The 12,454-nt window shown below is 62.5% G+C and carries 9 protein-coding genes; 7 read left to right on the top strand and 2 right to left on the bottom strand.

Going from position 1 to position 12,454, the window contains the following annotated elements; all coding sequences use genetic code 11:
* Window positions 1-192: 192 nt before the first annotated feature.
* Window positions 193-4,239: an FG-GAP repeat protein gene (locus J5J06_17975; protein MCO6438985.1), complete on the bottom strand. Its 4,047-nt coding sequence runs from the start codon at window positions 4,237-4,239 to the stop codon at window positions 193-195.
* A gap of 439 nt (window positions 4,240-4,678) precedes the next feature.
* On the opposite strand from J5J06_17975, the gene J5J06_17970 reads away from it, so the two are divergent.
* Window positions 4,679-6,064 (top strand): hypothetical protein, encoded by a 1,386-nt coding sequence (locus J5J06_17970; protein ID MCO6438984.1) that lies wholly within the window; start codon window positions 4,679-4,681, stop codon window positions 6,062-6,064.
* On the opposite strand, the gene J5J06_17965 is transcribed toward J5J06_17970, so the two are convergent.
* Complete coding sequence (locus J5J06_17965) at window positions 5,994-6,437, bottom strand: response regulator (GenBank protein MCO6438983.1); 444 nt, start codon at window positions 6,435-6,437, stop codon at window positions 5,994-5,996. The two genes, J5J06_17970 and J5J06_17965, sit on opposite strands and share 71 nt — an antisense overlap.
* Before the next feature lie 83 nt (window positions 6,438-6,520).
* On the opposite strand from J5J06_17965, the gene J5J06_17960 reads away from it, so the two are divergent.
* The 6 genes from J5J06_17960 (at window position 6,521) to J5J06_17935 (ending at window position 12,428) form a co-directional block, all read left to right on the top strand.
* Entirely contained in the window at window positions 6,521-7,828 is a 1,308-nt protein-coding gene (locus tag J5J06_17960) for a hypothetical protein (protein MCO6438982.1), read from the top strand.
* A 51-nt stretch (window positions 7,829-7,879) separates the two neighbouring features.
* Complete coding sequence (locus J5J06_17955; GenBank protein ID MCO6438981.1) at window positions 7,880-8,488, top strand: hypothetical protein; 609 nt, start codon at window positions 7,880-7,882, stop codon at window positions 8,486-8,488.
* A 44-nt stretch (window positions 8,489-8,532) separates the two neighbouring features.
* Window positions 8,533-9,762, top strand: a complete 1,230-nt coding sequence (locus J5J06_17950) for an aspartate kinase (protein ID MCO6438980.1) — start codon at window positions 8,533-8,535, stop codon at window positions 9,760-9,762.
* 83 nt (window positions 9,763-9,845) lie between these two features.
* Window positions 9,846-10,484 (top strand): thermonuclease family protein, encoded by a 639-nt coding sequence (locus J5J06_17945; protein ID MCO6438979.1) that lies wholly within the window; start codon window positions 9,846-9,848, stop codon window positions 10,482-10,484.
* Between the two features lie 163 nt (window positions 10,485-10,647).
* On the top strand, window positions 10,648-12,279 hold the full coding sequence (locus J5J06_17940) for a sodium-dependent transporter (GenBank protein ID MCO6438978.1): 1,632 nt from the start codon (window positions 10,648-10,650) through the stop codon (window positions 12,277-12,279).
* Complete coding sequence (locus J5J06_17935) at window positions 12,276-12,428, top strand: hypothetical protein (GenBank protein ID MCO6438977.1); 153 nt, start codon at window positions 12,276-12,278, stop codon at window positions 12,426-12,428. Before J5J06_17940 ends, J5J06_17935 begins: the two co-directional genes overlap by 4 nt.
* Window positions 12,429-12,454: the final 26 nt, after the last annotated feature.

Raw genomic sequence — 12,454 nt, 5'->3', positions numbered from 1 at the left:
CCCGCTGGCAATCGTATCGCCACCGTTAAGTGTCTGTCAACCAATATGATGCCCGGTTCGTCGTACTCGGACCGGCAGGCAGAATGTTATCGGATTTCGGGAATAATTCGCGCGGTGCGGTGCATGGCGCGAACCCACCCCGCGGGCGCATCGCAACCGCGCCCGGATCAAGGCGGCTCGGTGAAGTCCGCGTCACGGCGCGGCCGAACCATACACCAGATACGCCTCGCCCGCGTTCTGGACACCGATGTCGGTGTTGGGGTCGCGGCGCGGGTCAGCCAGGACGGATCCGATAAGAATGTCGCCGCGGCCGTCACCGTCGACATCGCCGGCCATGGAGAGCCCGAAGGAGCGTCCGCGGCCGACCTTGCCGTCGATTCCCCCTGCGGCGGAGTCGCCGGCGTCACCTCCGCCGATGCGGTCTCCGGCGCGGATGCCGGCGATCATGAATCCGCGAAGCTGAGCGGAGCCGAGCTGATCGATGCTGATGCTCATGTTGGCCGGCATCTGGCATTGCTCCCCGGCGGCACAGTCGGCACTGCTGGAGCAGGCGTCGCCGCTGGTCGTGCACGTGCGAATCTGATCGAGGCGGTTGCGGCTGGAAACCACGTAGACCAATCCCGCGGCCGTGAGGTCGTTGACGGTGTCTGAGGAGCCGTCGAAGTCGGCGTCGATGCCGGGTTCGGAGAGCACGTCGTCGGCGTCGGTGGGGTTGGGATCGAATCGCGGCGTTCCATTCGGGGCGGAGATGAGCAGGTCGTTCTTCCCGTCCCCGTCAACATCCCCCGCGTTGGCGACGTTGAATCCGAACCGGCCCGTGGTGTCGAGGGCGTTTCCGGTGATGCGCACGGCGCGCGGGCGGCCTTGGGCGTTTCGGGTGGTGAGGAGGGTCGTAAGGGAAATCCCGCCAGCCGGACTGACTAACTGGGGGTCACCAAAGACGACGATGATCTCGCCGATGCCTCCGCTGGCATTTGGACTGCCCACAACGAGATCGTTGAGCCCGTCTCCATTGAAATCCACGCCGGTGGTCAGGCTGGCACCAAATGCTGCAGTCGAGTTGCTAACAATGAGAACGCCAGCCAATCGTTCGGGATTGTTGGGATCGAGGGAGAGCTTCTCAAGTACGTAGTCGCCTTCGATAGCCGGCGAGCGGCGGAAAGCGATGTAGATGCGCCCATTGCCGTCGTTTGCAGTCGGCGCGCCAACGGCGATGTCATCTCTGCCGTCGCTGTTGAAGTCGTCGATGCCCACAATGTTGGTAATCCGATCGCCGGTGAATCCGGCAATACGGATGGCCTCGATGTTGGGGATGAGCGGAATCGGTCCACCGCAATGACTCGCTTCACCTACGATGTATTGATGAGGCTTCGGGGGGAATCTTCCGCCGCTCGCGGTCCACAGGCTGCGGAGTCCGAAGATGTAGGCGACGCCGGATTCAGCCGCGGTTTCCGATCCGAGTCCGTCGATTTCGCCGCCGGCTTCAGGGCCTCCTGCCGGTCCAAGCAAAATGCCCCGGGCGGTCCGGTTCGGCGATGATACGATAATGTCACCGGCCCCAGTTCCAGTGGCGTTACTTAGAGTCAGCGATGTCCCGAACTTGTCGCTAAGTCCGACACCGATGACGCGGGCGCCGAAAGGCTCGCGGGGACTGTTCGCAATGGAAGTGTTGTCATTGTTCGGATTGGGCAGGAACGCCGGGTAGAAACCGGACGTCCTCGTAAAGGTGGTAAATCCAGCCGGGTCGGTCGGGCCGTCCGGATCCTCGGCGAACGTATAAAGCCCCGGTGAGAAAGGTTCGCACGGACCGCCGAGCCCGCCGCAATAGGTCATTTCGATGGTCCCTAGGCACCCATTTCCCCAGAATGGCGCTGGTTCGGAACAGTCGGGAGTCCCTCCGTACAAATCGCGGCTGTAGACGTAAGTGGCGAAGTAATGCCGGGCGAGCGCGCTCACGAAGCCAAATCGATAATACTGCGTCGCATCCGAAGCACCACCGCTACTTGGTTGTGCGCAAGAGCCGGTGCACCCGTTCTGCGGTGGCGAGTAGATGTCTAAAACGGCAGCGCCCCAGACTTGCGCATCTGCGCGGTCTTCCGGCTCGCGCTGAGCACAGGTGACATCGAAATCCTGACCCACGAGATCGAGATTTATCGTGTTTTGTGTCGGCGTGCTCTGTCGAAAAATGCTGTTCTGGCTGCTGACGACCACCACGCCGCCGCGGAGGAATTGGTCTTCACGTTCGAGCGTCATGAGGCTGTGTGGGTCGACTACACCGTTCTGTTCGGGATCGACATTATGTCCGCGCGAAGCCGTGTCCGGGAAGCCGAAGACGAGTTCGTCACGACCGTCGCCATCCACATCGGGCAGCCGGGAAATGGAGCTCATTCCGTCGGTGTCGTTGGATTCCTGCGGCGTGCGCACGCCCGCGAAAGTAACACCCGGCAACAGCGTCGTACCGACGGAGTTGAGGTTGTAGCGGCCCTCGAGTTTCCTGGCTCCGCTCGCGCCGTAGAGTAAATAGGCTTCGCCAACGCCGACGCCTGTAGGATTCTGGAAGAAGGGCTTTCCGTAGCGGGCGCCGATTAGGAACTCGTCGCGATCGTCGTCATTCAGATCGCCAACAGGGCTGAAGCTCGTGCCCGCGTTGTCTTCGAAATTCACACCCTCGAAAATCGCGCCCTCGAAAGGCGGATTGGTCTGATCAAGTGCGCCGAGCCAGAGAACGCGCGGAAGCGATGTGACGCGGACGGGTAGTGGCGCGGAGACGACCAGGTCCGTCACCAGCGGATCGGTAAAGTCGATGCGGACATAGATGCGGAACAGCCCTGATGACGGGCTGGAGAACTCCGTCGAAGTCACGGTCAGTTCGGCGTCAGTGAGGATGGGAATCTCCGATCCGGTAGGGTTTCCGTCCATGTTCAGTCGGCGGGCGAAAACATCCACCGAGCCGGCCGATGGCGGTACGTTCGTCTGCCAGCGGACGGTTACCGTCTGGGCGTCCTCGCTGTCCCCGGTCGACGGTGCGATAGGCAGCAGCGTGTTCGGGGCGGTAACGGTCAGCGTCGCCTGGCGGACCACCCGGATGGTTCCCGGTGCATAGCTGGTGAGCGGAGACTGGCCCTGCTGACGGATGGTTGCGCCGACGTAGTACGTACCTTCGAGCAGGTCCGTGGGGAATGCGACAGAATCCCCGGTAACCGGCAGGCTGTCACCGTTGGGGACGAAATCGATGAATCCGTCGGCAATGGTCGAGTTGTTGTCATAGAACACCTCGACGAACGCGGACGTGGCCGGCTCTCCGAGTGCTGCTTCGAATCGGACGGTGTATCCCTCGTTGCGGAACAGCGTAACGCCGGCAGCGGGAGGAGCGGTCACGCGGATGGTCGGCGGCGACGTGGGCACAACCTCGACCACACGAATGACGGGACCGTTCGTGTTCGTGATGATCTTATCTTCCTCGCCCCGGGCAACGGTCCGAGCCACGGAGTCGCCGCTGTCGGTGGCGGAGATGCCCAGTTGATAATCGCCGGGGTTCAGGTCGTCGGTCGCGAGCGTGTAGGAGCCGACGTTGTTGCGTCCGGTGTTGAGCTCGGACCCGAGCTGGTCGGCCGGAACGTCGCGCGGGTCGGTATCGGAAAGCAGGAAGAGTCGCCACTGCGCGTCATCCTCCGGGTCGCCCACGTCGAACGAGACAAAAACGGACTCGCCCTGGAGGACTTCCGTGGGCGATTCGAGGGGCTGGATAAACATGGGATCGGGGGGGCCGAGTACCTGAATACGGCCGCGGCTCTTGATCTCGACGGGGCTGCCCGTTGGCGGCGTAACGACGAGGCCGACCTGGTAGCTGCCGACACCGGCGACGCCGGGATCGAACTGAAACGCCTGGTTGGTGCCCACATCGAGTCCCTGAGCGATGGTCACCCTCTCGCCTTCCTCGACGAGATTGGGCGGGGTTCCGATGACGGGAACGTAATAGGCCTCGACGTCGCTGGTCGCAGGGGCATTGCTGACGCTGTAGAGGATGGAAATAAAGGAGTCGAGGGCGGAAATCTGGCGATCCGTGCGGACGGAAATGATGTCGCCGGCGATGGTGCCCGAGCCGGTGCCGTTGTCATTGCCGTTGTTGTTGTCCGTGGGGACCGTTGGGCATCCCGCGGTCAGGAGGGCGATGGCAACGGGCAAGAAAAGGAGCGAGGAACGGCGCAGGTACGCGGTGGAACGGGTGAGAACTGACATCCGCAATGATCCTTAGAAAAAGGCCGGTCGACCAACAGGCATGGAACCTCTACCGGTGGCGACGGACCGGTACCGGAGCTACGAGGGCCGGTCTTGGGCATTCGAGCGGGCGGAGTCGAATCGGCCGACGCGCCCGCCACCGTCGGCCGGGCATTTATACGGGTGCCGTAAGAGGCATGTCAACCAAGGGCGCACCGGTTCCAGCGGCGGCGCCGGAGCAGTTGGTTAAGAGCGGCTGGTTGAGGTATCACAACCTGCGTGGCACGGAACTGCGGGAGATGTGAAGGTGGGAAAGCGCGCAACGCCCGGAGGAGCGCCGAATCGGATGACGTGGAAGGGGATCTTCCATTGCTCGGCTTGTGGCCCAGGTTGTCGGTTCTAGAATCTGTCCCCTGCGCGCTGTAGGGGTGATCCTGTCAACGATGCCTGGAGAACGACATTGACCACGCCGGTAAAGGGTCGGTCGGTGCTGGTTGTGGGTTTGGGCCGGTTCGGCGGCGGCGTCGGGGTGAGCCGGTGGCTCGTGGAGCAGGGAGCCCGAGTCTGCGTGACCGATCTGGCCCAGTCGGAGGACCTCGAGGCGTCCATCGAGGCGCTGGACGGACTGCCAATTGAGTGGCGGCTGGGCGGGCACGAGGGGATCAATCTGGCGGGGATTGATCTGGCTGTGATCAACCCCGCGGTGGACAAGCGGCGATCTTTGTTCTTCGCCGAGGTGGCGTCTCTGGGAATCACGTGGACGACGGAAATCAACCTGTTCTGCGAGCGGTGCCCGGCCCGCGTCATTGGTGTAACAGGTTCGTACGGGAAGAGTACAACCTGCGCCATGCTGGCAGAGGTTCTCAACCGCGCTGCGGAGGTACTTGGCCGAGCCGCCGGGCATGAGCGAGTCTTCCTCGGAGGGAATATCGGACAGTCGCTACTGAGTGACGTTGGACGGATGTGCGAGCGGGACATTGTTGTCCTGGAAATGTCCAGCGCGCAGCTCGAGGATTTGCCGCGTATCGCCTGGAGGCCGGCGCTCGCGGTGATCACAAACATTTATCCCCAGCATCTCGACCGCCACGGTACGTACGAGACGTATGCCCGGGCGAAGTTCAACATACTGGGGCCTGGAGACCAGCCTTTGATCGCGGGACCGTTGGCACCGCCCGCGGATGAGTGGCTGCGGGAGATTCGGCCCGAGGGCTGGGTCCGTCCGGCCGAGGTCGCCGAGGGCATGGCAGTGCCCACGCTCCAGGTACGCGGCGAGCACAATGCGGAAAACGCGCGGTTAGTACTGGCTGTTTCACGGGAGCTGGGTTTGCGCTATTCGCACGTGGCAAATGCGCTGAAAGAATTCCGGGGCTTGCCGCACCGTCTGGAGTTTGTCGGAATCCTGAACGGGGCGAGGGTCTACAACGATTCAAAATCGACCGCACCGGCCGCGACGCTGCGAGCGTTGCGAGCCATCGAGGGGCGAGTTGTGCTCCTGGTGGGTGGCAGGAGGAAGGATGTCGATTGGGGTGAGGTTGCCGGGGAGGCGTCCGGGCGGTGCCGACACGTCGTCTGTTTCGGGGAGGCCGGGGGCGAGATCGCGGAACGATTCGGGGAGGTGATGAGTTCCGCCAAAACCTCAATTCACAGGGTGCCAAATGTCGCTGCGGCGGTGGTGCGCGGGGGCGATCTCGTCGAGGAAGGGGACGCGCTGCTGTTTTCACCCGGCGCACAGAGTTTCGATGCGTACGCCAATTATGTGCAGCGCGGGGAGCACTTTACGGCGCTTGTTCGTGCGAAATGTGGCGGGGCTGCGGAAAGGGAGCGGATCGGGAAAGGAACGACATGAGACGCTCGAGAAGCTCCGGCGAGTGTAGGTCATTCTTGCCGAATCCGGGAAGCGCTCCGGCGGCCACGGCTTGTTGCTGGACGTCGGCGTAGTTGCTCACCAGCATGACCGGTGTGGATTCGGACTCTGCTGATGTCAATCGCGCGATCAGGTCGAGGCCTGACGCGCCGTCGAGATCGAAGATCCGGTTGACGAGGGTGAGGTCGGGGTGTAACTCCCGGTATCGGCTGACTGCTTCTTCAGTGGTATCGGCTGCGCGAATTTCCTTCGCACCGGCGCGTGCGAGCACGCCTGCGAGCGCGGCGTGGTCCGGAGCGCAGTGTCCCACAGTCAGAACAGATGGTCGGCTGGTCGGGTTACCTGGTGTTGCCATAAGATGGTCCGTTTCACGGGTTATAGGCCGCCGCTTCCTTGGCGTGAAGGGCCGGTACCTGGGATCAATGGAGACTCTGTCCGGTGCAAACGCGGGGAGGAAGCAAGGCGGGGACGAAGCGTGTTTCCGGGCGGCGATTCTGGAGCGGTAACGGCGTCTTGTTTCTGACCGGGGCGCTGGTTTTCATCCACATGGCCGGCTGCGGTTTCGAGCCGTACCTGGCGGGTCGCCTTGCGCTGAATTTCCAGCAGTCGCTGCTGGGGGGGAACGACGACATTGCCTGCGGCACATTCGATTCCTCGCCGTTCATTCCGGATTGTCCCCTTGGAACCGTCTGCTTCACGCAGGCATGTGACCAGCACGATATCTGCTACAGCACATGCGACACATCGAAACGGGAATGCGACCAGGCCTTCTTCGAAGACATGATTCGGACGTGCTCGCTGAGCATACCGGTTTCGAGTTCCGAGTTTGCAGCGTGCCGATGGACGGCGCTGATTTACTGGCTGGCCGTTGATCGACTGGGGCTGGATGCGTTCAACGAGACCCGGCGCGGCGTCTGTCCGCCCGACGGCGGCGACCTGCCGGAGATCCTGGGGGCGTGCTGCTTCCCGGGCGAGCCGCCGCTCTGCGGGGATCTGGTTTCATTCGTGGATTGTCCGGCCCAGGCGGTGTTTCTCAACGATCTGACCTGTGCCCAGCTCGATGATTTCTTCGGTGGCTGCCCCGTTCCGCCGAACGACGACTGCGAGGACGCGCAGTTGGTGTGTTTCGGCGATACTGCAGACGAGAATCTGGGCCGATGCGAGGGCGATGAGACCGAAGAACGCGGCGGGGGGGTTTGCAGCCTTTCGCGACAGGATTGCACGAACGGGCGGGCTTGCCTGCCGGTGCAGGGCCGGGCTTATCGTTGCACGGCCACGACCGATAATCGGCTGGCGTCGACGGATGGCCCGGAGGGCGATGCGTCATGCTTCACGTCTGAATCGTCGAGCTTCCAGCACGATGTCTGGTACACGTACCTGGCGCCGTGCAGCGGGCGTATGGTGATCCGTATGTGTGATGCGATTACCTACGATTCGATGCTGGCCGTGTACGGGTCGAACCAGCCGGACGGGACGTGCACCTGTCCTTCCGATAACACACTGCTACTGGGCTGCAATGACGATTTCTGCGGGTTCGCAGCGACAACTTCCGGCGTTTCCGTGGAACATGTCGAGGGCGGCGCCTGCTATACCATTCGTGTGGGGAGTTGGGCGATGACGGGTTCGCCCGAAGCAGCCCAGCGGGGCGTCAGCGAGATCGACATCGGCGTTTTCTGCGATTCGGACGCAGATACGGATGGTGCAGAAAACAAGGGTGTGGATTCGGTGGTTCGCACAGCGAAGTAGGCGTTCGGTTCCGGGGCACTGGTGTTTCCAAGCCGGACCGGCCAGGACGACATGCGCCGTATACTGCTATTGTTCCTGACGCTCTCGGCGGCTGGTGTGGCTGTGCTGGCCACCGCCGGAGAGGTACTGCCGGTTTTCCAATTCTATCGGGTCTCGGACCACATCCACGGCTATCTGCTATTCCGCGAGGGGTTGATTCGCTTCTATTGGTATCGATGCCCGGATCCCGTCTGGTTCGATATTGACGACGACCTTCGACGCGTGGTCGTGCACCGCGTCTCCGACGGAGAGGTCTGCCTGCGACTTCAGCATGTGCCGATGGGGAGAATTGCCGCCAATGCATTCGTTGCACAGGAGTACAAACCCCGGCGGGGGTCGGTGGCGTCGCCCGTGAAGATCGTCGGCGCGCGAATGCAGCCCGCCCTGCCCGTGGCGTTGCTGGCGGCGTACCCGCTCTGGCGATTCGGGCGAGACCGATGGCGTCGCTGGCGTATCCGTCCGGGACACTGCAAGAACTGCCTGTACGATCTGACAGGGAACATTACCGGTCGTTGTCCGGAATGCGGTACGGAATTCGATCCGCAGGAATACGGGATTGCGATCGCCGACGAATCTCACCCCGACCGCTTCGCGATGCCTCCACCGCATCACCGAACCTGATGGGCTTTTTGTGCAATTGACCACGAAGCAATTATGATGGCCCCATGGCGCTGATCGTGCAGAAATTCGGCGGGACGAGCCTGGCGACGGCGGAGCGCATTCACCGCGCCGCCCGGCGCGCGATCCGGGCGAAGCTGGAAGGTCGGCGCGTCGTGCTGGTGGTCTCGGCGATGGGGGATACGACGGATCGCCTGATCAGGCTTGCTCAGGATGTCTGCTCGAATCCGCCGAAGCGCGAGCTGGACATGCTCATGACCACCGGAGAGCAGGTATCCATCGCCCTGGTGGCGATGGCCATCGACGCGGCGGGTCATGAGGCCATCAGCCTCACCGCCAGCCAACTCGGGCTGGTGACGGATAGCGTGCACACCAAGGCGCGAATTCAGCGGATCAGCCGGGACCGGATCGATCGCGAACTGGACGCCGGACGTATCGTCATTATCGCCGGGTTTCAGGGCATTGATGCCACCGGGGAGATTACGACCCTGGGGCGCGGGGCTTCGGATACGACCGCCGCGGCGCTCGCGGCCGTGCTCGGCGCGGATGTGTGCGAGATCTACACCGACGTGGACGGTATCTACACGGCCGACCCGCGCCTGGTGCCGCGGGCGCGGAAGATCGAGCAAATCGGATATGACTCGATGCTGGAGCTGGCGGCGACGGGCGCGCAGGTGATGCACTCGCGGTCCATCGAGTTCGCGAAGAAGTTCAATGTGCCGATTCACGTGCGTAGTTCGCTGACCGACGCACCGGGGACCATGATCATGGATTCAAGCAAGGGCATGGAATCGATCGCGGTGAAGGGCGTGTCCATCAAGCGCGACCTGGCGGTGATCTCGATGCAGGACGTTCCGAACCAGGCGGGCGTGGCGGCGCGAATTTTCGCGGAGGTGGCCCGGGCCCATCTACTGGTGGATGACATCGTGCAGAGCATCTCCGATGGCGGGAAACTCGCGAACCTGAGTTTCTCGACCAACGCGGACGACGCCTTCGAGGCGCAGGCGGTGTGCGAGCGCCTGGCTGCGGAACTGGGCATCGGTCGCGTGGAAGTGGATCGAAACGCCTGCAAGATCTCGGCGGTGGGCGTGGGCGTGCGCTCGCATGCCGAGCTGGCCGCGACGATGTTCGAGACGCTCTCGCACGAGAAGGTCAACATCGAGAACATTTCCACAAGCGAGATCGTGCTGAGCTGCATCGTGCGTAGCGAGGATGGTCCGCGGGCGCTGCGGGCATTGCACGATGCGTTCGGACTGGGAGAGGGGGGCTCGGCGTAAGCTCGCAATAGTTGAGTCGCGGGATGCGCTTCGACTGGTCAGCGGCGACGGGCGAGTGTTCATCAGGTTGGTGAGAGAACAGCGTGGGCCGTCGAAGCCGGCGAAAGGTCGTTCCCCCGACGATTCAATTGCCACGCCGCTGGCGCCGGGCCGGTTTCGGGACACTGCTGCTCGCCTTCCTGGCGTTGCTCGCCATCTGGGATCGCGCTACTTACCGCCCCGCCGGTGGCGATGACCACTCCTGCTATGACGGCCAGTCGTTCCGCGTGGTTCATGTCGTTGACGGCGATACGTTCGACATTGATGCGCCGGACGGCGATCACGATCGGACCCGCATCCGGCTCTGGGGCGTCGATACGCCGGAGGTTGCCCATGGTGGCCGTCCGGCCATGTTCCACGGGGATGAGGCGTCTCGCTTCGCGAAAGAGTCGCTTGGGGGACGGAACGTCGTTGTCGCCCTGGCGCCGAATCGGACGCGGGACCGATACGGCCGGCTGCTGGCGTTTGTCTACCTGGAGCCGGGGGGGACGATGTTCAATGAGTTGCTCATTGAGGAGGGGCATGCCTACGCGGACCTCCGCTTTCGCCATCCCTACGACGACCGGTTTGAAGTGTTGGAGAAGCGTGCCCGCGCGGCGAAGCGTGGTCTCTGGGCCGAGGTCACGCCGGGGCAGATGCCACCGTGGCGGCAGCAGATGGATGGGCGCCGTTCGGGTCGGTGATACGCAATTCACAGCCTGTGGGAATAAGCGGTTGGCTGTGCGGCGTTGGTTCGTTAGCATGCTGGCCACCTGATGTGATCATTGCGCGAGACATTGCGACGATGTGTTCGCTGCGGCGTGCCGAGAGGAATGCCGCAGAATCCGTTGGTTCAGGGAGCGATCGATGAGCAGGCCAAAGGAACAGTGGGCGTCGCGCATCGGCGTGGTGCTGGCGGTCGCGGGGTCGGCCGTGGGACTGGGCAATTTCCTGCGGTTTCCGGGTACGGCGGCGAGCAACGGCGGCGGGGCGTTCATGATCCCGTATTTCTGCGCGCTGATCTTCCTGGGCATTCCGATCTGCTGGGCCGAGTGGACGATGGGGAAATACGGCGGGCAGTTCGGGTTCAATTCTTGCCCGGCGATCTTCGGCCTGCTCGGGCGACGGTCCATCTGGCGGTACCTGGGGGTGCTGGGGCTGCTCATTCCTGTCCTCATCTACATGTACTACGTGCTGATCGAGTCGTGGTGCATGGGCTATGCGGTGATGTTCCTGACCGGGTCGATCGACCTGGGCACCGATCCGAGCCTATATGCACAGCGTGCGGAGGATTTCTTCAACTCATTCACGGGGGCGAACCAGGACGGGCTGATGCTGAACGGCCAGATTCACATCAGCGTCGTGGTCTGGATCATTGTATTCAGCATCAATTTCTTTCTGATTTTTCGAGGCCTATCGAAAGGCATCGAGCGATTTTGCATGTTTGCCATGCCGCTCATGGCGATCTGTGCGTTTGCCGTGCTTCTGCGGGTGCTGACGTTGGGCACGCCGAACCCGGAGTTCCCGGACCAGAATGTCATCAACGGGCTGGGGTTCATGTGGAACCCCAAGGCGGTGGATGCGCAGCACGGGTGGTGGTACGCCCTGGCCAAACCGCAGGTCTGGCTGGCAGCGGCGGGGCAAATCTTTTTCAGCCTTTCTGTGGGATTCGGGGTGATCATCAACTATTCCAGTTACCTCAAACGAAAGGACGACGTGGTGCTCTCCGGGTTGACCGCATCGTCCACCAACGAATTTTTCGAGGTATGCCTTGGCGGACTGATCACGATTCCGGCGGCGTTTGTATTCCTCGGTCTGATCGGTGCGCAGAAAACGGGAACGTTCGATCTGGGTTTCAAGACACTACCGATTGTCTTTGAGTACATGCCCGCGGGACGCCTGTTCGGGTTCCTCTTCTTCTTCATGTTGTTTCTTGCGGCGATCACGAGCTCGCTCTCGATGCTTCAGCCGGCCATCGCGTTTCTGGAGGAGGCGCTCAACATCGGCCGGAAGATGTCGGTCACCCTGCTTGGGTTAATTACGGGGCTTGGTTCCCTTTTCGTGATCTTCTTCAGCAAAAACCTCGTGGCGCTTTCCACACTGGACGACTGGGTGGGTACCGTGATCATTGTCGTACTCGCGACCGTGCAGACGGTGCTCTTCGCGTGGGTGTTCGGTGCCAAGCGCGGGCGGATCTTCGCGCATGAGGGGGCCCAGATGCGCATGCCGCGCGGGTTCGTGTTCATGATCCGCTACGTGACCCCGCTGTACCTGTTCTTTGTGCTGGGCATGTGGTGCTATCAGGATCTGCCCGGCAAGATCGATTTCATCAAGGAGGAGCCCGCAGCGTTGCTTTCCATCGGGCTGATCGTGGTCGTGGCTGTATTCCTCCTGGTGATGATCAAGCTGGCCGGGCCGCGCTGGCAGGCGGAAACGCGCGACAAGAGTGCTTTCCGCCGAGAGCGGCCGGGCAGCGTCCCCGTGGGAGAACTCGCATGACGCCGGCCGGCTGGGTTTTCATGATCTGTTCGCTGACCTTCGTGGTGTCGCTGATCAGCTTCTGCTTTTACAGTGTGTTGACGCGCCCGTCCTCTTCAGAGGATCTGCACTCGCCGGTGAATATCGACACACATGACGAAGACACATAGGCGCAGCGCAAGAGCGGCGTGGGTCC

Source organism: Phycisphaerae bacterium (genome assembly GCA_024102815.1).
In the GTDB taxonomy this organism is placed as follows: domain Bacteria; phylum Planctomycetota; class Phycisphaerae; order UBA1845; family UBA1845; genus JAGFJJ01.
This window is presented reverse-complemented; position numbering and strand designations above follow the sequence as displayed.

Coding starts and splice junctions, on each gene's coding strand:
- J5J06_17975 (MCO6438985.1), bottom strand. CDS start 4,239: ATGTCAGTTCTCACCCGTTCCACCGCGTACCTGCGCCGTTCCTCGCTC.
- J5J06_17965 (MCO6438983.1), bottom strand. CDS start 6,437: ATGGCAACACCAGGTAACCCGACCAGCCGACCATCTGTTCTGACTGTG.
- J5J06_17950 (MCO6438980.1), top strand. CDS start 8,533: ATGGCGCTGATCGTGCAGAAATTCGGCGGGACGAGCCTGGCGACGGCG.
- J5J06_17940 (MCO6438978.1), top strand. CDS start 10,648: ATGAGCAGGCCAAAGGAACAGTGGGCGTCGCGCATCGGCGTGGTGCTG.
- J5J06_17935 (MCO6438977.1), top strand. CDS start 12,276: ATGACGCCGGCCGGCTGGGTTTTCATGATCTGTTCGCTGACCTTCGTG.
- J5J06_17955 (MCO6438981.1), top strand. CDS start 7,880: ATGCGCCGTATACTGCTATTGTTCCTGACGCTCTCGGCGGCTGGTGTG.